We start from the raw sequence: 20,632 nt of genomic DNA, 5'->3' as shown, positions 1-20,632 counted from the left end.
GCCATATGTGCGAAAGAGCACAGCATTATTGCTGTGCTTGAGCAGGTTGACTATTGCCTTCCTGTGTATTCGCATTAGCATTAGCATCTGCGCCTGCATTTGCTGGTGCCTCATTTGGCTTAGCTTTTCCCATTTTTTCAATTACCGCATCAGTAATATCTATGCCATTACCTACAACAACACCTTCTTTAGTTACAAGTGTTAGTTCTTTTTCTTTTGCTATAGCTGCTGCTGAAGCTTGTATGCTATTTTGAAAATCACTGGCCAATGCCCGTTGGAAAACTTGCATTTCTTGCTGTGCTTGCATTTGAGTTTGTCCAAAGGTTGCTTCATCTTGAGAGGCTTGCGCTTCTTGCAAGCGATTAATTACTTCAGCTTCCTTTTGTTGAATTTTATTTCCTATATCAACGCCTTTTTGTGTTTCAGTTAAAATCCTATGTTGGTTGATATAACCTACTTTTTCTTGAGAGCCACAACCAGCCAAAACTGTAACCGACAGCATAAGTGCCAGGCCAGCTAGTACTCGTTTTGCTTTTTTATTCATTCTAAAACATACTCCTTTATTTTGAACCATAGGAAGCAATAATCGCATCGGTAACATCTATGGCATCAGTACTTGCCATCTTATTTACAACGATTAAATATAAGCCTTTTTCCTGTGCTACTACTGCAGCGCGCATGCGCACATCTTCAAGAATGGCATCATGAAGTGCGTCAAGCTCACTTTTCTTAGCCGATAATTTACTATTCCAAGCACTATTCCAATCCGCCGGTGTAGGTAAATTACTAGATGCCATAATAGATTCTGCTTTAGATTTCATCATATCATCGCGGCGTGCTAAGAGTTCTTTTTGTAAACCCGCTGCATAGGCTTCTAATTCTTGTTGTCCAGCTGCTCGCATAGGCGCAAGTTCCCTATCTACCTTTTGTTCTAATGTATCGAGACTCCCCGCTACATTTTCACCACGCTGTGCTAACAGCGCTTTAAGTTCCTCTTCTTTGGCCGCACGGTCAGCAGCAATCGAAGCCTTTTGTTCTTCTGTATACGCAATAGGCGCTGTATTGCCACTTAACTCCAATTGTAAATTAACAATGCACAAATCTGCTTCAGTAGGATTGGTTTGAACTTCACCACGATATTTATTAATCAATGCAATGCGTTGCTTTTGAAGCGCCACATTAAGTTCTTGCTCCTTGGCTTTAATTTTACTAACTAATTCAATATTTAGTTGATTGGTAATTTCTTGATCGCCCCCTAAGGCCTGCAGTGCTTTTTGCTGTTCAGCCGCCTTAAGAGTCAATGTTTTTTGCTCTTCCGTATATTGCCCTTCTAAGGCTTCATACTCCGCTTTTAATGCCATGTACTGCTGATAGGAAGGATTTAATTTTATGATATTCTCCATATTCACATAGCCAATCTTAGGAGCATTACTGCTGACATCTTGAGCAGGTGATTTTAAATGAGTCATTACCAAATAACCAGCAACTAAGGCAACGGCAACAACTAGGGCTAGTAAAATCCACCGATATGTTAGCTTCATTGTACCGCGTCCTTTCTACTATTTTTGTGCATTAGAATTAGCTGCATCACCAGTATTGGCATCGGTTGTTTTAGCGCCTTCGTTTAATTTTTTCTTAACTTGATCAGTAATATCTACACCACCATAAATAACAGCTTCTTTATTAAGTACTACAGATAAACCCTTTGCTTCAGCTACAGATTGTGCTGCATCATTAAGAGCCTTCTGAAGTTTTTCTTGAATTTCCATAGCTTTAGCTTGAGATTTTTTTTGTAATTGTGCATGAAGCTGTGCTTTTTGTTGATCATCCATATTAGCAGATTGTTCTTCAAACTCTTTTCGCAATTCTACCTGAAGTGCTTGACTGGCTTGCATAGCCTCTGCTACTGCAGGTGTATTTTGGTCTGCAATATTATGAGTATCAACTACACCAATATTACTATTGCTAGCTGCCATAGTTGGCACTGCCATTTGTTGGTACGCAATAGCACCAATACCGAGTAGGAATATAACTGCTACTACAAGGGAAACAATCTTAACATTCTTTTTATTATTGATAAAACGCATCATAATAAAATAACCTTCTTTCTTTTACTTTAATTCTATCATTTATAGGTCTGTACTTCTATATGGCCCTACTTCTATATTACTGTATTTTTATATGGTAGTACATCTATATTACAGTATATTTATGGGCAATCCATCAGTAGCATAGTATACGGTACTGTACCATTTTGTTCCGTACTGTCCCCTTCTGTACTGCACTACCTTGTACACTGCACTGTATTGTAATCTTATTGTACGACTCGCCCGATTAACTTCTATAAATAGCCAATTAAGCGAACCCATTTATTATCATCATCAATGACATATTCCACAGCCAAGTAATTATTTACATCATAGGCTAGACCAAATTCATTACGATCAATGCCAAACTCTCGTTGAGCTCTAATGTGCCAACGATCAGCAATAGTTTGACGGAGCCACAAGCGACTGAATTTATCCGACACATTATACTGATACCCCACCACTGTATCTGGCGTTATATGATACGCATAAGAAGGGTAAAATGTCCATTTATATGTATCTGGATAAAAATTCGTCTCCACATACCAATCTTGTCGTCCTTGTTTCAAGCCGGTAAAAAACTTAAAGCCCACATTGTGTTCTTTTGTATTCCCCGTATCTAAGTAAGCCTCTCCTCGCATTATATAACGCGACGAGTCAGCTTGAATCTTCAATACAAGATCCGTGCCTAACTGCAAGGAAGGGGTCATGTGAATATTAAAGCGCGTTGACGCTCGACTCTCATCCAACCGCTGTTGAATCGTCTTTAGTAACTCTTGTTCATGCCGTCCAATAAAAGATACGGGTACACCTTCTAATCCTGCTAAATACTCATCAAAATGATTCTTTGTAGAAAAAAATATCGATGTGGGCAGTGTATTGGACGCCATTTCAGTGGTTGTATGACGTACTACCGGTCCTTGCGGAATAAGATATATAGTCGCCTTTGTCGTTTCTCCTGGCGTGATGTCCACTTGAGGAATAAACTCGGGCAAGGTGCCCTCTAATTCGGTGCGAACCACTTGACTCGTAATCGAATTGGCCCAATCTAAAGAATCTAAGGGAGCGCCCAAAAGAACTTGTTCAATCCGCCCCTCTACAAAGGCCACATCATGAGCCACTAATTCTTGGGCTAATGGTGTAAGGTTGCCATAGGAAATATGGGTTTCCACCTTCTTCACAATCTTACCATAGGGTCTAAGACCTACAATAAGTTCGCTCCTTGCACCAGGGCGTATCTCTAAGGTTTCCACCGTATAGCCATATAAAATACGATCAATAATATCGGTTGTTACTTTATCATAGGTAGCCCGATTGGCTGCAATAGATTCACTATCAGCACCTACATATATTTTTTCCGCTGCCACTTCAATGGCCGCACTCATACGTCGAGCTAGGGCTGGAGGCAATGCATATGACCCAGAAGTTAATGACACATCTACTTCTTGAATCGGTTCAGCCGAAGCCACTGACAAAGTCATGGCGGCTATACACATAGCCGCCCCTAACTTGAGCTCAAATTGTTTCATCTTAGAATTGACCACCAAAGCTGAAGTGGAATTTCTTATCGTCTTTGCTTACACCATAGTCAAGACGGATTGGCCCGATTGGTGTGGAAATACGCACACCAGCACCAACGGAGATGTTGAAGGATTTATCATCATCATACCAAGTTACATGTGGTGCATCCCAAGCATCACCCATATCTGTGAAGACTACGCCAGTAACTTTATTAAAGATTGGCACACGATATTCAAGGGTTGCATTGTACATTTTCTTACCACGGAATTGGTCATCTTCAAAACCACGAAGTGTATCAGCGCCACCTAATGTATATAAGGCACTATAAGGTACATCCCCTTGAGCCCAACCAATACGGCCACGGAAGGCAATAACTTGGTCGTTTCCAATTTGTTTATAATTACGATATTCGCCAGTGAATTTATAGTAATCAAAATCACCGCCTAAGCCATGACCTGCCCACTGTACTGTAGCGGAAATACGTTTACCACGTTTTGGATCATAAATATTATCGCGGGAGTCATATACTTTTTGCCAAGTAATACTGTTGGTACGACCGAAGTTGTTATCAATGTAGTTTTCACCGGCAAAATCATATTTACCATTGTCCCAAGAATAACCAGGGAATCGATCGGCTTCTTCCTGAGTTTTTGGACCTTGACCTGCCCCTGCAGCATAGTTGTAACCACTGTTTTCATCATCATCAAACTTCCAGCCGTCTTTTCTTGTTTCAAGAGTCAAGTAATCACGAGTGTATTCACCAGTTTGACGCCCTAAGGAAATATTAAAGCCCTTTTGAGTTTTTACATATTCGGAAATTTCATCACCATCAGAGTTATAGTCTGTATAAGTATCTTCACGGTCGAAAATTGTTAAGCCAAGAGATGTTGCCTTGTCATCGATCCATGGGCGCAAGTAGGATACAGAGTAGTTTTTGTAACCTGCGGTGCCACCAAATTCCCAGTGAACTTTAATCTTATCACCTGTACCGCGTAAATTGTCTTCCCCAACTTCAACGATACCTACGAAACCATCAGAATCAGAATAACCAGCACCTAAAGTAATAGTGCCTGTTTTATGCTCCAATACGTCAATTTCAATAACTACTTTGTCAGGTGTAGAACCTTCAAGTAAACGTACGTTAACATCATCAAAATAACCTAAGTTATATACTTTTTCTACAGAACGACGAACTAAGAATTTATTGAAAGGCTGGCCTTTCTTTTGGTTAAATTCACGTAAAATTACATAATCTTTCGTCTTTTTATTGCCATGTGGCACAATATCTTCAACAATACCTTCTGTAATGGAAATATGTAGCACCCCATCTTGGTCTACATTTAGATCATTTACATGAGCCAAAATATAGCCATCACGATTATAGGCTGCATTAATACCTTGAATACGTTCCCCAACCTGCACAGTGTTAAGTACACTATTAGGTGCCACATTAAGGTAATTAGCTAACATTTCACTACTATATACAGTATTGCCTTCAAATTGAACTGCTTTTACCACTGGGTTAATTGTTACTTTATAAGCTACCTTTACCCCTTCTGGAACTTCTGTGATAACAGGATTAATTTCGGACAAATAGCCAGAAGCCCCCAATGCGGCAATATCAGCACGAATGGCATCCACTGTTAGTTGGTCCCCAATATGACTTTTTAATAAAGCTAAGTATTCGCCCTGCACCTCAGCTGGCAAACCATCCACAGAAAAACCTGTCATTGTTTTGCCCACATAAGGTTGTAAGGCTTCATCAGTAACACCTGAGAAATAGCGAGCATCAGGAGTATTAACAGCTTGCTGCATACCAGCCGCTTGTTGCTGTTCTAATTTAGCACCTTCCCCTTTAGCTACCATCAATACATCTTTATTTTGTGTTGCTAGTGAAGAGTTATCAAGTTCTTGACGTTTTGCTTCTTGTTCGTCAGATTTTTGTGCTTCTTCAATACCACCACGAGCAGCGCTAATAGCATCTTGTGCCGCTGCATCTTCAGGTGTTTCAGCTACTGGTGTAGTTACCGTAGTCTGTATATTGCTGGTAGAAATATCAGATGCACTTACTGCTGGATTAGTTGTTGCATCTGTAGTGCTTGTAGTTGTTACATCAGCAGCCCATACACTGGTACTGCCTAGAGCCGTCATTACCGCTACAGCCAAAAACTTTTTATAGGCTCGTTTGTTTGTCATTTAATAATTCCTCCTAGATACTGTTATTTTATAATATGTAAAAGAAACTTAAATCTCTTTTATTGACCTCGTAAGCTTCGTCCCCCTTCGCGCACAGCTTCTTGAATCTGAGAATTGCTTATAACGGGTTCAGTCACTATGTCCTCCTTTTTACTTTCAGGAGCCGCCTGAGTCATACCATCTCCGGCATTACCTTCGCCTTCATAGGGTGCCACTGGCTCAGAAGAATCAGCGCTTTCATTCGCCCTTACCGATTCAGTACCATTCATAGGACCTGAATCAGAAGACATAGGAACCGTCGCTTCTGTATTGACTATGTTTTCTTGTATTGATGCATCCTTATGTTCCCCTGCAGTTCGATTAAGTTCTGTGGAAGTACTTGCTTCACCATTTCCTGAAACACCTGTAACTCCATTAGTCGTATCTACACCAGGCACTGTATTCGTCGTAGTAAACTGAGAATCAGTAGGACTCATCATATGATTAAATAAGGAACTCTTAGTCATATACAGGGCAAATGAAATTAACACTACAAAGACTAAGCAGCCTATAAGATACAATTTATACCGTTTAGATGCATTTTGCTGTTCATCTAAATGTTGCATTTCGGCCTTTGCTAGCATTAATTGCAATTGTCCCTTTGCAGTAGAATCATCGGCATAGGCTTGTTCAGCCCGGTCAAGCCAAGTCTTTACTGAGCGAATCTTCTTCTCCATTGATTTACTTGTTTGATTCATAACGGCCTCCTTTCTTAACTATATAATCGTTAGAAAGAAGGGATTTGTGAACTCTTAAAAGCAATTAAATCGTTTTTATTATAGCATACTGCAAGGTTTTTATTAACAATTTGTTTCAATTTCATCCTTATTTTATCGTATTTTAGTAAAAATTTTAGAATTCCTAAACCTTATAAGTAAAAAAAATAGCTCTTCCTAAAAAATTATTCCCTAGGAAGAGCTACTTTATATTGCATTTACTATAAAATATTACTCACTATGACATTTCATTCACTGTCACAACTTACTTGCTGTAATATTTCATGCCCTGTAAGATTTCATTCTTTTTTTACTTTTATTCATTCCAAATCTTTTTAGTGCGGCTGAGCATACCGCGCAAACGTTTTATACCTTGGCGATGCAAGCGATGAATGTAACTATTACTAGTATCAAGCTCACCGGCTACAGAAGCAATAGAGCGATCTTCTAAGTATACTTGTTCCATTACATGTCGCTCATTACTTGGCAAACGTCCAATCGCTTCATTCACAACAGCCTGAAAGGCCTGCGTTTCAATGCGATTTTCAATGGACGGACCTTCATCAGGCAATTGATCCCACCAATCACCATCTTCTTCATTAGGGCTTGTCCAAAGAACGCCTCCTTTACCTTCTTTACGTAAATAGTCTAAAATTCGACCGCGAATACGATGTACGGCATAGAGGGAAAAAGCAATACCTTTTGTATAATCAAAACGTTCTACCGCTTCAATTAATCCAACGGTTCCTTCTTGCACACAATCCATCACATCAACAGCGCTATTGCGATAGCTCATAGCCTCACGAAAGACTAAAGGCTGATAATGCTCGATGAGGGCTGTGCGGGCTGATTCATCATCATCTTGACGATACGCCTGCCATAAAGCGCGCTCGTCTTCAATTGTTAGTAATTCAATTTTTTCTAATTCCGATACATATGAATCCCACATCATAGCCCTCCTCTCCTTACCTTATCATAGTATTTACAAACTGAATTGCATGTAAAACGTTCTAAAATTCCGAACGCCATTGTGCCCCAAAGTATGAGTGATCATTACTATTCATCCACCCATTGACGCTGAAGTGGTTGTTAATATCATATTGAACACCATAGGCCTGTACATCATTATTTAAGCCTTGACTATAAGTTACCATCAAATTAGGCAGTAAGTATTTACCAATTTCAATATTATAATATCCATTCGTAGTATCAGACGCGTCTTCATTCGGATCTAAGGCCCCAGACGTAATATTGATACGATCAAGACCAAGGCTATTTTTTAAGGTCCCTTCAATATAGCCTGCCAATGCAGAACGCACTCCGGCAGCTAATAAAGCGTTGGCATCATCTGAGGATAAACTCGAGTCATTACCATTACTATAACCAAAGGTCAATAAAGATATAATTTGTCGCTCATCCAAACGCGGTTCAGAAGTTAACCGAAGGTCCATCTGCTCCACTGGGCCATTAACTGCAAGATTCACATTATATGACTGTACGCGCGACTCTGCCTCTACATGGAGAATTGGCATAAAGCTGCCCGGCACAAAGTCTGCTTTACCATTAATAATCTTAAACGTATTGTTTAAATATTTTACAGTACCTTCTTTTACTTCAAAGCCACCATCAATATCTGGTCGTACTGTTGTGCCACCTATATGAGCACCACCGTCAAGGATAATATCATAGAGTCCTGCACTATACAATCTAACTTTCTTGCCAATATTAAGATTTACATCAAGACCAATAGGACTACCTCCCTCAGAAGAGGTCAAGCTAAGTGGAATAGCAATTGTATTATTGTCTAAATCTACATGGCCTGCTACAGTTGGTAAACCATCTTTATTTAATACGCCGATTTCGCCATTCAATGGGCCTGAGAAATAATCACTTTCTATATCTAGGGCATTGAATTGGGCCACCGCACTGTAGTTGTTTAAAGTAGTACCGGTCCAGTTTACCTGTCCAGATAGACCTACATTGCCCTTGCCCATAGTAGCGCCACCAATAATCTCTAATTGCTGACCTTTAAAGATTAATTGCGTAAATACACCAGTTAAATCTTTTTTCACACCTTTAAAATGTATAGTGCCATCTTTCACACTAATCATACCATTGGCTTGTGGTTGATCATATGTGCCGGTAATATGAACGGACCCTTGTAAGGCCCCGACACCTTCCGTAATCATCGGTGTCATTAATGGCAATACTGCCAAATCAGCTTCATTAACGTCTAAAGTCAAATCCATGGCTGATTTATCACCTGGTGGTAAATACCCCGATGTATAAATGGCAGCCAATGGCATATCACCACTAATCCGGGCTTTATACTGACCTCGCTGGCCCACTAACTGTTGCACATGAATGACCTTATCGTCCATAGAGGCCATAGCATATACACGATCAAGTCCGACACCATTATAATTAGCATTAACAACTTCAGCAGAGACTTCCACATGAGGATTTAACGTTTCACCAGTTACATTGGCTATAAAATGTAAATCCCCCGTCACCGCTATAGGTTCTTTAGCTAATGGTGTTAAGTACCCTAGGGCCACATTATTCGCTGCAATTTGAATGTCCGAATCGCCATTTAAATCAGCTGTCCCTGCAGCCGCAATCATGCCATCACCAATAGGTAACTCACCTTGTTTAATAGTCAATTTTTTATCAGCCAAGCTTACATCTACCTTAGCCGTTCCCCAAAGGGTGTCTCCCACTGAAATATTGTCAATCGTACCTTTTAACCCCATATCAGGATTTTTTAAGGTACCGCCTAGATCGAGACGTCCATTAATAGCGCCTTGCATATTCTCTACAGGAGTCTTAGCTAATTTTAAGAAATTATTAAGATTGCCATTTTCAATGATTGCATAGCCGAAGAGGCGTTGCTGCCCATCTAAGGTCATGCCGCCATCTACCATGAAATGGCCAGTGTCACTATCATCAAAACTTACTTTACGTAAGTTCACCACTGATGGGTCAGCGTAAATATTGCCGCGTATATTTTTTAATGGCATACCATTAACTACTACAGAATTAGATCCAATAGTACCTTCTACAATCGGCTTATCTATACTTCCTTTAAGAGTCCCTTCAATAGTCATATAGCCAGATACATCGCTATATTCTTTAAGCCAAGGCTCTAAGTAAATGGTATCACCAAAGAAGGTAAAATCTAATTCATTGTTAACCATTTTACCTTGTCCATAGAAGGTAGCTCCATAAGCCTTAGCGACTAAATCCCGAACACCAAAGAAATTATTAGCATAGCGGAACCCAAAATGTACATCACTAAATAGTTTGCCTTGTACGGAACCATCCCAAGCATGTACATAGCCACGCACCACAGGATTATCCATGGTACCATTGACTTTACTGCGCAAGGAGAGCCAACCTGTAATAGGGAAATCAGTGGCCATAGAGGCTACATTTTCAATGCGCACTGTTTCCGCCATTACATCTAAATCAAGGGCTTTATCACCACGTAACTGGGCATTCCCCTTCACATCATAGTAGCCATGACCATCCTGTACAAAGCCTTTATTAATGGTAGCCACCTGATTTTCTAAGTCCACATCTAAGTATGTATTGTCAAAATGAAAACCTGCTACATGACCACCTTCAGTCGTTACCGTAAGATGTGCTTTCGGATTATCAAAGGCCCCCTCAATAGAGCCAGCCACCGTAGCACTACCGTCCATAGGCTGGCCCACATAGGAACCAATCATGCCAAGTGGTATGTCCTTACCACTTACATTAAGAGCTATCGTATCGCCTGTAGCCACACCATAAGCAGTAAATTTACCATCTCCTACAGTACCATTTAAATATTTAATCACATAGGTACCATCAGCACCATTGATTTGCCCTGCTACAGTATCTAAAGTAATAGAGTCATACCCGACCTGAGTGCCTTCGAATACAGCTGTAACAGTAGGAGCTGATTCGGTGCCTCGGCCTTTTACATAGGCCTGTCCATTGATGGTGCCGTAAATTGGCTGATTAAGAGCCTGTCCAATGAGCCCTAATGGTATGTCCTGACCTTCTAAGGTCGCTTCATACTCTTCACTATCTAAATTATAACTAGCGCGGCCAACAGCATGACCACCATTGAGTTGTAACGCAATATCACCTAAATTTACGATGTTATTTTCATAAGTAAAATGAGTACTACCTTCTTCAACTACAATCCCATCATACATTACCTTGCGCGCCTCTAGTTCACCGGTAGCAGCCAAGTCATCCACTGGACCCGTAACATGCACCGTGCCCCCAATAATACCGGAAACACCAATAGGCATTATTTTTTCTACTTCTAATTCAGTGCCACTGAGGGTTAAGTTTAAGTCTGGATTGTCTGTATTGGCAATATTCACATTACCAAAGCCAAAGAATTGTTGGTCATTAACCACCGCCTTAGCATTAGTTATAGAAATATTCGTATCCTGTAATGTCACATGAGCTCCGCCATGACGAATGGTAAATGGATTATCGCTAACAGATGCATTACTATAATCAGCATCAAGTCCGGTTACATCAAAGCCACCTTCAAAGCTATATTTCCCATCACTGCGCTTAATCGTTAAAGCCACTTGCTCTAAATCGCCCGCTACAATGTGTGCCTTTACATCCTTAGGAATTAAGTCATTACCATATTGTAAGGAGAGAGGATCAGCACCAATAAACATATTGAAATCTGCATCATCGTCATTACTGTAGGATCCTCTTACTTTCACAGCCTGTCCATCCACATTGGCGGTCAAAGCCCCATCAAGTTTTGGATACTCTCCTAGTTTAACGGTAGCATCTATAGTATCAACTTTTGTTTTTCGGCCATTGAGCCATGAAATATAAGCCGTCCCATTGTCAACACTTACATAGCCACGAAAATCCATTTCACTCTCTGAGTCTTGCTCTTTAACAAGGGATGTAATGTTCCAAGACTTGTCAGTTTGCTCTACGGCATACACCGTAGGGTCCTTAAGCGTTACACTACGTATTAAATGTAAAGCCGATGCATTAGAAAATGGCATTTTAATAGCTTCAACCACATCGAGAGACACTTCTGTTTCTGGCACATCAGCGACTACAGCGCCCGCTCTATCATGAATGGATAAATCCTTAATGCGCACAGTACCATCCCAGCCAATCTCAAAGTTATTGTATGTGGCAGTCCCATTAATCGCTGTATTTAGTTGTTCATGTACCATAGGACCAACATACTGTTCACCTACGGGTCGTAATAATTGGGCACCCCCAAAAAGGGTCGCAGCCACGGCTAACGCTACTAAGCTCCTACGTTGCCCCTTTTTCATTTGACGACTCAACTCCTCACACAATAACTAAGACTTAAGATAGATTCGATGACGAGACTGAAATTAAATGTACTGTAAAATACGCATCCATATATTTAAATTAATAAACTGATTTATAAGTTAAATTGTTCTCTTATAAATTAAAGGACGCACTTATAAGTTAATATGCTTAATTAATAGTTAATATACTACTTAGTTGTTGCCGCATTTTGCACTAAAGTAGTAAGTTGTGCACTGGATTGTGCTTCATTAACGAGAGCTGCCCCGCCACCAATAGGAGTTTCTAAAGGTACTCCCATAGCATTTTCTAAACTTGCTACGGCAATATTGTAGTTAAATAATGCATCTACATAATTATTGCGTGCCGTTTCAAGGGCTGTTTCCGCATCAAGCACATCAAGGTTAGTACCAACACCAGCACGGTAACGAAGTGTAGCAATACGGAAGCTTTCTTGACCAGAAGCCACTGCTGTACGTGTGCTTTCAATTGTCTGCTCAGCAGATTTCATATTGAGATACGCTTGACGTACGCCAAGATTTACAGTGTCCATCATAGCATAATTAGCTTCTTTTGCACGTTCTAAATTGGCCTTAGCTACTTTAATACCTTCACTAGTAGCACCGCCATCCCATAAGTCCCAGGATACACCAGCACCAATAGTCCAGTTGTCATTGTCAGTACCGCCCCAATCATCACCATTCCATTTTTGGGCCGCCGTAGCACTCAAGGTTGGCATATAGCCTGCTTTAGCAGATTTTACAGATTCTTCAGCAGATTTCACAGCCATTGTAGTTTGTACAAGGTCAGCACGATGAAGCACCGCATAGGCCTGAGCTTCTTGTAAGGTTACATTATATGGTGCGTAACCTAAGGATGAATCAGCAGTAGCCACTGAAGTAGTAACAGGTAAGCCAATGGAATTATTGAGCTGAGCTTCTGCTAAGTCAGCTGCATTTTGAGCCTCTACTAAGGCTGTACGAGCATTAGCTAAGGATGTTTCAGAAGAAAGTACATCAGACTTAGCAACAATACCTACATTATATTGTTGATTAACATTTGTTAAATGTCCATCATAATCTTTTACAGATTGCTCTGCAATATCTACTTTATTGCGAGCCATAATGAGGGAATAGTAATTAGTAGCGGCTGTCAATTTAGCTCCTTGACGCGCTACTTCTAAAGCCGCATTAGAGCCTTCGCGGGAATAACGAGCGGAATCAATAGCAGACTCGGCTTTGCCACCAGTATAAATAGGCACAGCTAAAGTAAATGTGTTGCTAGCTGACTCACCAACTACAGAATTACCGGTCAGCGCATTGGTAGAGCTACCGCGTCCACCAGCATAGGAATAGCTTACTGTTGGGTTTTTAGCTGAAGCAGCAACACCAACCTGAGCTTTAGCAGCTTCATATTGCCATTCTGATTGACGTACAGAGCGATTATTCATTAATGCTAATTCTACTGTACGTGGCAAGTTTAAGGATACTTTGCTACCTACTTCTTGATCAGTAGAAATTTTATTTGCTACCGCCTCTTGTGTAGTTACAAGAGCGGCTTGTTGAAATTTAGTTAACTTTGCATCTTTTGAATCATCAGTAAGAGGACTAGCAGCCCACACGCCAGTTGTTGTTAAAGCTAAAATGACTGCTAAGGAAAGTGCTTTTTTATTTATCATGACTATTACCTCCAAAATTAAAATGCTTGACGAAGCCCAAAGTAATTACCACCATTTTCTGCACTCATAGGTCGAATAATTTGAGCAATCATATATGTGTCATCGGCTAAGCGTATTTCACTGCGAATCCGATAGCGATAATCATTTATATCCATTACAGCAGCGGATAAGGAAAAGGGGCCTCCTAAACCATAATCCAAGCCCACACCTACATCACCATCAAAGAGACCGCCACGTAACATGAATTTTTCGGCTAAACGCTGTCCATATGTAAGTTCTAAATGGCTGCCATCGCCTAATTGAGTGGCACCTAAAGTGAGTATATGTTTTCCAGCGAAGAAGCGAATATCACCATTAGCGGCTATATCCTTGTTAGTTGTATTATAAAGCAGCTCCACGCCAGAGTCTACTTTAAAAGGGAGCTTTTTTCCAGAATCCCTTCCTTCCACGTCTCCACCAGTTAGACGATTTAACTTTGTTGTAAGTTGTGCTGTATTATGTAAAGTTTCTTTAATATCTTGACTGCTCTGTGGATCGGTTACAACACCTTCCATAGATGTAGCCATGCGATTGATACTGTCCGTTGTAGTTCGTAAATTATCTACAATAGCACGCATCTCTTGACCAGCTTGCCCATCACTATTAAATTGACTCATGGTAGAGTCAAATTGTGTTGTAATATCATCCATATTGCGCGTAATATTTACCATATTAGAGGTAATAGCTTGTAAATTGCCTTGATTATCGGCTAACATAGCATTCATTTGACCTGTTAAATTGGCCGTATTATTAGCAATGACTTCAGTCGTGCGAAGAGCATTTTGAAGTGATTTTTGAGTCTGTTCATCACCAATGATATGATTGATGGACTCTAAAGTCTTATTCGCCTCTGCCATTAATACTGTAGCCTGTTTCATGGTCTTATCAATTTCGCTTTGACCATCGCCATATACAGTGTCACCATCTTTTAAGAAGGTCTTAGAGCGTCCAGGTGTAACCTGTATAAATTTATCCCCTAAAATGCCATCATTGGCAAGAGCAAATTCTGAATCATCAGGAATCTCTGTATCTTCTGCGATTTCCATGGTCAATGTAACGCCCTTAGACGTTACTTCCATATCTGTCACACGCCCTACAGCTACGCCAGAATATTTAATTTGATTGCCTGTTTTTAAACCTGTTACAGATTGAAACTCACCATGTATTTTCATTTGTGGCGGCTGGAATAACTCCAAACGCCCTAAAAATATTACACAAGCTGCAAAGAGTGCTATACCGATTACGGTAAATAACCCTACTTTGGCCTCTGTAGACCACTTCATTATATTGTCCCCCCATCTATTACTTCCAGTTCATCCCCACCGTGAATAAATTGTTGTACAACGGGGTTCTTGGACTTCTTAAACTCTTCTGCTGTTGAAACTTCCACAAATTTTCCTTTATCTAATAATGCAATCCGATCCGCCACATAAAAGGCTGATTGCATATCATGTGTTACTACAATGGACGTGCATTTTAAATGATGCTGCATACTGCGAATCAATTTACTAATCGTGCCCGACGTAATAGGATCAAGCCCTGAGGTTGGTTCATCATATAATACAATACTTGGATTAAGCGCAATAGCACGAGCTAGGCTAATACGTTTTTTCATCCCCCCAGATAATTCACTTGGCATATACGCCTCTGTGCCGGGAAGACCTACGAGCGCTAGCTTTTCAGCTACAATCTCGTGAATGCGCTGAGATTTTAACTCTGTATGCTGACGTAACCCAAAGGCTACATTTTCACCTACTGTCATAGAGTCAAATAGAGCAGAATACTGAAACACCATGCCCATCTTCTCTCGCACTGTATTAAACTCATCTTCGCTAAGGCCCACTACATCTACGCCATCAACTAAAATCTGACCGCTTGTAGGCCGTTGAAGGCCTATGACAAGACGCAATATAGTACTTTTACCAGCACCACTGCCGCCTAGGACAACCAAAGTCTCACCATTTTCAATTGTCAAATCCACATGGTCTAAAATGACGCGATCATCATATGCAACCACCACATCTTTTAACTCTATCATGAAGCAATGTCCTCAATACTCTTATTTTACCTTAATATAACAAGACTGATAAGAAATAATTTAATACAAATACTAAAATAATGCTGGTAACTACCGAGCTTGTAGTGGAATTACCAACTGCGGCAGCGCCCATTTTTGTATACATGCCTTTATAGGAACCTACAAGGGCAATAACGGCACCAAATACACTAGCCTTAATCAAGCCAAATGTTAAATCGCTAGTAACAGCAAATAACTGAATCGAGTCAATATAGGTTGCCCCTGCTAGTCCTTTAACAATGGTGGCCACCACATAGCCACCGCCAATGCCAATAAGAACGCCATATAATGCCAAAATGGGAACCATAATCATGCAGGCTAGCATCCGTGGCACCACTAAATACCCAATAGGATTAACAGCCATAACTTTAAGGGCATCAATCTGTTCGGTTACCTTCATCGTGCCCAGTTCAGCCGTAATGGCCGCACCTACACGGCCAGCTAAGACAACGCCTACAAGCACAGGCCCTAATTCGCGGCCCATGGCAATGGCCATAATGCCCCCTACAGTGCCTTGTGCACCATAGCGAATTAAAATATCTGTAATTTGCAAAGTCATTACAGCCCCTGCAAATAGTAAGGTCAAACTAATAATGGGCAGTGAATCTACCCCCAAATGAGCCATTTGAAAAATAACATGTCGCCAATTCGCATTCTTTAATTGCTTTATGGTTTGCCAAATCAATATGGTAGCTTCACCACATCGCGATAAGCAAAGTATAACAAAGCGACCTATCGCTTCTAACCACTGCAAAGATGTACCTCCTTACTAATTTATGAAGAATCCCTCTTTATAATACATACATAATATAGTAAAAAATGATTTATATTATCTACAAATACTACCCCTCATTTTAGCACAAAACCCTAGCCCTTGTCATCAGTACCATAAGGAAATATAGGGCTTTTTTTACAAAAAAACCTTACTTCACGAAAATCGTAAAGTAAGGTTTATCTAGCTTATATAAAATTACACTAACAAACTTCAATTCATATCTTACTCTTTTGAAGCTTGCACTGTATCCTTTGAAGTATCTTCTTCGTCTTTTGAGGCATCGTCTTTATCTTTTGACGCTTCATTATTATCTTTTAATGCACCATCATTATCTTTTAGCGTATCATCTTTATCTTTTGACGCCTCATCTTTGTCTTTTAACACGCCCTCTTTATCTTTTAGCGTATCATCTTTGTCTTTTAATGCAGCGTCTTTGTCTTTCAACGCTTTTTCTTTATCCTTTAAGGCTTGCTCTTTTTTCTCTTTAGCCTGTGCTTTAGCCATCTTAGCCTTAGTCTTATCGCGCTCTGCTGGTGTCATTATATTTAAGATAAATTGACCATCACCACGAATTACATATTCTGTATCAATCTTAGCAGAATAATGTTCTTTATCATCCTCAGGGTCTACACCAGGCAAATTGCCTTTAGTCTTAGGTTTAGCCACTGTACCTGGAATAGGGTTTTCTTCTACATTCTCTAGTTTAGCTTTTTTCACCGTATCCCCATCGCCGGAATCAACCATGCTAATGCCATCTTCTAAAATTTCAACAACAATCTGATTATTTGTATCCGCTTTACGAAGCTCTTTATAGAACTCGTCAAAATCTTTGTATGTCTTCAAACGGCGAATAATTTCATCAGTTAAATTATATTTTTGCTTTTCTAATAAATAAGGCAATGGCACGACACCGCCACCGCGAACTTCTAAGGTAGCTTTGCCTAATGGCTGATCTTTAGGAATTGTATAAAAAATTTCCTTTTTTATTTCTTCCCCTCTAAAAGGCTGAAGCGTTACTTCAATAACAATGGTATCACCTGGTGAGGCAACACCTGGAGTCAATGTGGCATCCTTAATCAAGGCTGTGCGCGGTGTTTTTGTTACATCCGCTTCTACTTCGATGCCAGCAATATCATAATTAATAAAGCGATTATTCATAAGAGCGTCAACAATATTATAAAATTCATCAACACTCTTCACCCCGATAGACTCTGAAGAATAAAACATATTGGTACGTTCTAAGTCGGGAATTTTACCATCACGCGGTTGAATCTTAACAGCAACGGTTGCCGTACCTTCACCATTTCTATCTAATGTTTTGTTCAAGAAGCTATACACTGAAGTAGCAGCCAAAGTCGGGCTTAGTTCATTAGCATCTACAATTTTAACTGCCGCCACTTGCTCCTTATTCATATCTAAATCGCGAATCGTAATCGCCATAGGGATACCGCTCATAATTTGTCCCGTCTTGCCGGCAATACCAGCACCGCGATCTTCCGTTACGGTCCCCACTTCAGCGCCCATGGAACCAAGCTTAAACCCAGAATCCACGCTTTTAACTACTGTAAAAATAGACGCATTGTGCATAAAATAGCCCACTGAGCCACGCTTTAAAAATGGATGTCCAAAAGCGACAAGTTGATCATCATCTACATAGGTTACCGTTCCAATAGCACCTAATTTTAGGTCACCATCCACAAGTAGTGCTGCCACTGAGCCACCTGCTTGAAGCGGTTTAGCCACCTCATCACCATCCGCAGCGGCCGTATCATAGGTACTATATTGATAATCAGGAAGCTTATCCTTCATATAGGTCAAGGCATTCGCATCAAAACCATAGGCCATCAACGGCGTCCCTAAGGGCACCAAATGGCTGTCCTTCCAAGGATTTGCTACCGCTTGCTCATATGGTATATTCCAAAGTTTTACCATATCTTCAATTGGTGTAATCATGCCAATTGTACCATCAGCAAAGCCCCAACCATAGGCTACAGCACCTACTAATTTGTTGTTAATATACACAGGGCTACCGCTCATGCCATGCACAATACCACCGGTTTCATCTATAATAGGCCCTGAAAATTTAGCCAAAATCAAATCGCCTGAAGGGCCTCGATCTTTCATGACCCCCAAAACCTTAACATTGAAACTAGAAATAGTGCTTCCTTCTACAACTGTATCAGCATGGCCTTCCATGCCAGTATGCACTTCATTGACAGGCAAAAAATCAACTGCCTGTCCTCCATAAGGCAGTGCAGCTAAGGCACTGCAAAAGAAAAGCGCCAGTACACCTTTCTTATACCGGCGCGATGAACGAAATAATTTCATTCATATCTCCCTTCTAATTACCGTTAACTACTGCAACGACTTGGGCTTGTTTAATTTGATCACCTTCATGAACAGCTACGGATGATACCACTCCATCAACAGTGGCCCGTGCCGCAGGCATTGGGCCTGTTAAGGATTGAATGCTTACAAGTACATCCCCTTGCTTAACCACTGTCCCTACACCTACAGTAGATACTACTTTACCGGTTAAAACTGATTCTTGATTAACACTTGCAGCTGATGCTGTAAATACAAAGCCTACTAACATCACTGTTGCAAGCATAGTCATCATGGTATATTTCATATATTTTTTCATCGACTTACCTCCTTCATAACCTCTTTGCTAAGAGGTGGTATACCTATTATAGCATGAAATAAACTATTTTGATAAGGTAAAATAAAATATTTTCCCTTTTCCAGTACCAATTATCCGAGTACTAAAATCTCTTCATACTTCTTCGGCGTACCTGGTGCCCCCACATGTAAATACATGGTACTATACATATCTATAGCCCCTTGATCAGTTAGTTCAATTCCATCGGTGGCACCTAATTCCTTAAGCATATGCGCCCCTTCTTTTGTGCTAACACCAATTGAAAGGCCTTGACTATTATCTACCACTAAAACAAGTAAACGACCTGAGCTATCAACGCCAATAAAGCTACGGCCTTGAAGATGTCCATTGTCAGTACCGAGAACCGAACTCTTTGCTAGCACAGTCTGTCCCCCTTCATATACTACCGCAGCATGATTACTTATTTTAGCAATCTCTGGCTTCAACGCAATGCTCACCGTATCACCGACCTTAAGTTTGTCAAGAGCTTTAGCCATTTTACCATGACCAGATAAAACGATAGTTCCCTTCTGTAATGCTGCGTCATTGGTTACTTTACTTACAACTGCATTGTTTTTAACTATTACCTCTTGACCATACACATTAGTATGTGTGGATTTACCAAATTTAGGAGTAAATAAAATCAGTTCATCTTCTTGGCGCTCCCGATTGACGCCGCTCACTGATAAGACATTATCATGCTCATGAACTTCAATTATAGGTGTTGTAAATTGCAAGCTATATCCTTTACCTGGCACATATTTTAATTCTGATTTAGGCTCCCATTGATTACCTAATAGGTCTGATTCGGCCACTCTGCCAGCGATGCGCTGCGCCGTACTTTCCTTTACGCCAAGAGCAGCTACATAAGGAGCCTGTACATTTTGAAGCAACTTACCATTAGCTCCTGCATTCCCTACACGCATAGGAACTGATGAATCGGCTTCTAAAACAAAGGCTTTTAAACGACCATTAGGACTACTTGTATCCCATTTAGAGAAGCTTACCCCTTCACTTAATTTTCGCGATGTTTTTTGGTCATAATCAGTAAACAAATCCACTACTAAGCGATCAGGTGATGTTAATGTAAAAATTCTATGATGAATGGATTGATTTACCGACAAGGTCACATCTAAATCACTACCTTGCGTATCTAAGGCCACTCCGCGAAGCACGCCTGTATCCCGCCGATTATACGACACAGGATTTGACGTCATATTAGTAGTACTGGGTAAATGAATTTTTACCTCTTGGCTTTTATCATTATAAATAGAGCTCCATCCATCAGGAAGGCCCTTCATATCAAATACAATTCTTGTATGTCCGGTTTCATTAAGTGCTCTTAAATTTGTCACATCAGCAGCTAGGGCAGCTGACACACTCAAAGTCATAATTAAGGCCATTGCGAGTAATGCTTTTTTCTTCCCTGTCATAGCGCCTCCTTGTAAAAATAAATTATAACACTCTTTATATTATAACATGAACCTGAAGGGCAATTGAAAATAAAAGCTATTAGTAGAGTATCC

General features: G+C 40.4%; 15 protein-coding genes. All 15 read right to left on the bottom strand.

Features of this window, described 5'->3' with window-relative positions; all coding sequences use genetic code 11:
- Positions 1 to 25: 25 nt before the first annotated feature.
- Entirely contained in the window at positions 26 to 544 is a 519-nt protein-coding gene (locus Q0376_RS00260; RefSeq protein ID WP_298702982.1) for an OmpH family outer membrane protein, read from the bottom strand.
- Positions 545 to 560: 16 nt separating this feature from the next.
- Entirely contained in the window at positions 561 to 1,541 is a 981-nt protein-coding gene (locus Q0376_RS00255; protein ID WP_298702981.1) for an OmpH family outer membrane protein, read from the bottom strand.
- An 18-nt stretch (positions 1,542 to 1,559) separates the two neighbouring features.
- Entirely contained in the window at positions 1,560 to 2,090 is a 531-nt protein-coding gene (locus tag Q0376_RS00250) for an OmpH family outer membrane protein (RefSeq protein ID WP_298702980.1), read from the bottom strand.
- A 251-nt stretch (positions 2,091 to 2,341) separates the two neighbouring features.
- Complete coding sequence (locus tag Q0376_RS00245) at positions 2,342 to 3,616, bottom strand: hypothetical protein (RefSeq protein WP_298702979.1); 1,275 nt, start codon at positions 3,614 to 3,616, stop codon at positions 2,342 to 2,344.
- A 1-nt stretch (position 3,617) separates the two neighbouring features.
- Positions 3,618 to 5,804: an outer membrane protein assembly factor gene (locus Q0376_RS00240; RefSeq protein ID WP_298702978.1), complete on the bottom strand. Its 2,187-nt coding sequence runs from the start codon at positions 5,802 to 5,804 to the stop codon at positions 3,618 to 3,620.
- A gap of 59 nt (positions 5,805 to 5,863) precedes the next feature.
- Positions 5,864 to 6,541: a hypothetical protein gene (locus Q0376_RS00235; protein ID WP_298702977.1), complete on the bottom strand. Its 678-nt coding sequence runs from the start codon at positions 6,539 to 6,541 to the stop codon at positions 5,864 to 5,866.
- Positions 6,542 to 6,875: 334 nt separating this feature from the next.
- On the bottom strand, positions 6,876 to 7,511 hold the full coding sequence (locus tag Q0376_RS00230; RefSeq protein WP_298702976.1) for a sigma-70 family RNA polymerase sigma factor: 636 nt from the start codon (positions 7,509 to 7,511) through the stop codon (positions 6,876 to 6,878).
- Between the two features lie 58 nt (positions 7,512 to 7,569).
- Positions 7,570 to 11,877 carry a translocation/assembly module TamB domain-containing protein gene (locus tag Q0376_RS00225; protein ID WP_298702975.1) on the bottom strand — a complete coding sequence of 1,436 codons (4,308 nt, stop codon included), beginning with the start codon at positions 11,875 to 11,877 and terminating at the stop codon, positions 7,570 to 7,572.
- Positions 11,878 to 12,065: 188 nt separating this feature from the next.
- Positions 12,066 to 13,553 carry a TolC family protein gene (locus Q0376_RS00220; RefSeq protein WP_298702974.1) on the bottom strand — a complete coding sequence of 496 codons (1,488 nt, stop codon included), beginning with the start codon at positions 13,551 to 13,553 and terminating at the stop codon, positions 12,066 to 12,068.
- Positions 13,554 to 13,570: 17 nt separating this feature from the next.
- A complete protein-coding gene (locus tag Q0376_RS00215) occupies positions 13,571 to 14,875 on the bottom strand; it encodes an MlaD family protein (protein WP_298702973.1) in 1,305 nt (434 codons plus the stop codon).
- Positions 14,875 to 15,630 carry an ABC transporter ATP-binding protein gene (locus tag Q0376_RS00210; RefSeq protein ID WP_298702972.1) on the bottom strand — a complete coding sequence of 252 codons (756 nt, stop codon included), beginning with the start codon at positions 15,628 to 15,630 and terminating at the stop codon, positions 14,875 to 14,877. Before Q0376_RS00210 ends, Q0376_RS00215 begins: the two co-directional genes overlap by 1 nt.
- Before the next feature lie 31 nt (positions 15,631 to 15,661).
- Positions 15,662 to 16,423 carry an ABC transporter permease gene (locus tag Q0376_RS00205; RefSeq protein ID WP_298702971.1) on the bottom strand — a complete coding sequence of 254 codons (762 nt, stop codon included), beginning with the start codon at positions 16,421 to 16,423 and terminating at the stop codon, positions 15,662 to 15,664.
- A 243-nt stretch (positions 16,424 to 16,666) separates the two neighbouring features.
- Positions 16,667 to 18,772 carry a SpoIVB peptidase S55 domain-containing protein gene (locus tag Q0376_RS00200; RefSeq protein ID WP_298702970.1) on the bottom strand — a complete coding sequence of 702 codons (2,106 nt, stop codon included), beginning with the start codon at positions 18,770 to 18,772 and terminating at the stop codon, positions 16,667 to 16,669.
- 13 nt (positions 18,773 to 18,785) lie between these two features.
- A complete protein-coding gene (locus Q0376_RS00195; protein WP_298702969.1) occupies positions 18,786 to 19,088 on the bottom strand; it encodes a biotin-requiring enzyme in 303 nt (100 codons plus the stop codon).
- Positions 19,089 to 19,198: 110 nt separating this feature from the next.
- Positions 19,199 to 20,539, bottom strand: coding sequence for a phosphodiester glycosidase family protein (locus Q0376_RS00190; RefSeq protein WP_298702968.1), 1,341 nt, complete (start codon positions 20,537 to 20,539; stop codon positions 19,199 to 19,201).
- Between the last annotated feature and the right edge of the window lie 93 nt (positions 20,540 to 20,632).

The sequence above is a fragment of the uncultured Veillonella sp. genome, from assembly GCF_937981445.1.
Taxonomy (GTDB): domain Bacteria; phylum Bacillota; class Negativicutes; order Veillonellales; family Veillonellaceae; genus Veillonella_A.
This window is presented reverse-complemented; position numbering and strand designations above follow the sequence as displayed.

Bases quoted from the DNA above. Each gene is read 5' to 3' on its own strand.
- Q0376_RS00240 (WP_298702978.1), bottom strand. From the start codon at position 5,804: ATGACAAACAAACGAGCCTATAAAAAGTTTTTGGCTGTAGCGGTAATG.
- Q0376_RS00230 (WP_298702976.1), bottom strand. From the start codon at position 7,511: ATGATGTGGGATTCATATGTATCGGAATTAGAAAAAATTGAATTACTA.
- Q0376_RS00220 (WP_298702974.1), bottom strand. From the start codon at position 13,553: ATGATAAATAAAAAAGCACTTTCCTTAGCAGTCATTTTAGCTTTAACA.
- Q0376_RS00200 (WP_298702970.1), bottom strand. From the start codon at position 18,772: ATGAAATTATTTCGTTCATCGCGCCGGTATAAGAAAGGTGTACTGGCG.
- Q0376_RS00250 (WP_298702980.1), bottom strand. From the start codon at position 2,090: ATGATGCGTTTTATCAATAATAAAAAGAATGTTAAGATTGTTTCCCTT.
- Q0376_RS00225 (WP_298702975.1), bottom strand. From the start codon at position 11,877: ATGAAAAAGGGGCAACGTAGGAGCTTAGTAGCGTTAGCCGTGGCTGCG.
- Q0376_RS00195 (WP_298702969.1), bottom strand. From the start codon at position 19,088: ATGAAAAAATATATGAAATATACCATGATGACTATGCTTGCAACAGTG.
- Q0376_RS00210 (WP_298702972.1), bottom strand. From the start codon at position 15,630: ATGATAGAGTTAAAAGATGTGGTGGTTGCATATGATGATCGCGTCATT.
- Q0376_RS00190 (WP_298702968.1), bottom strand. From the start codon at position 20,539: ATGACAGGGAAGAAAAAAGCATTACTCGCAATGGCCTTAATTATGACT.
- Q0376_RS00235 (WP_298702977.1), bottom strand. From the start codon at position 6,541: ATGAATCAAACAAGTAAATCAATGGAGAAGAAGATTCGCTCAGTAAAG.
- Q0376_RS00260 (WP_298702982.1), bottom strand. From the start codon at position 544: ATGAATAAAAAAGCAAAACGAGTACTAGCTGGCCTGGCACTTATGCTG.
- Q0376_RS00215 (WP_298702973.1), bottom strand. From the start codon at position 14,875: ATGAAGTGGTCTACAGAGGCCAAAGTAGGGTTATTTACCGTAATCGGT.
- Q0376_RS00255 (WP_298702981.1), bottom strand. From the start codon at position 1,541: ATGAAGCTAACATATCGGTGGATTTTACTAGCCCTAGTTGTTGCCGTT.
- Q0376_RS00245 (WP_298702979.1), bottom strand. From the start codon at position 3,616: ATGAAACAATTTGAGCTCAAGTTAGGGGCGGCTATGTGTATAGCCGCC.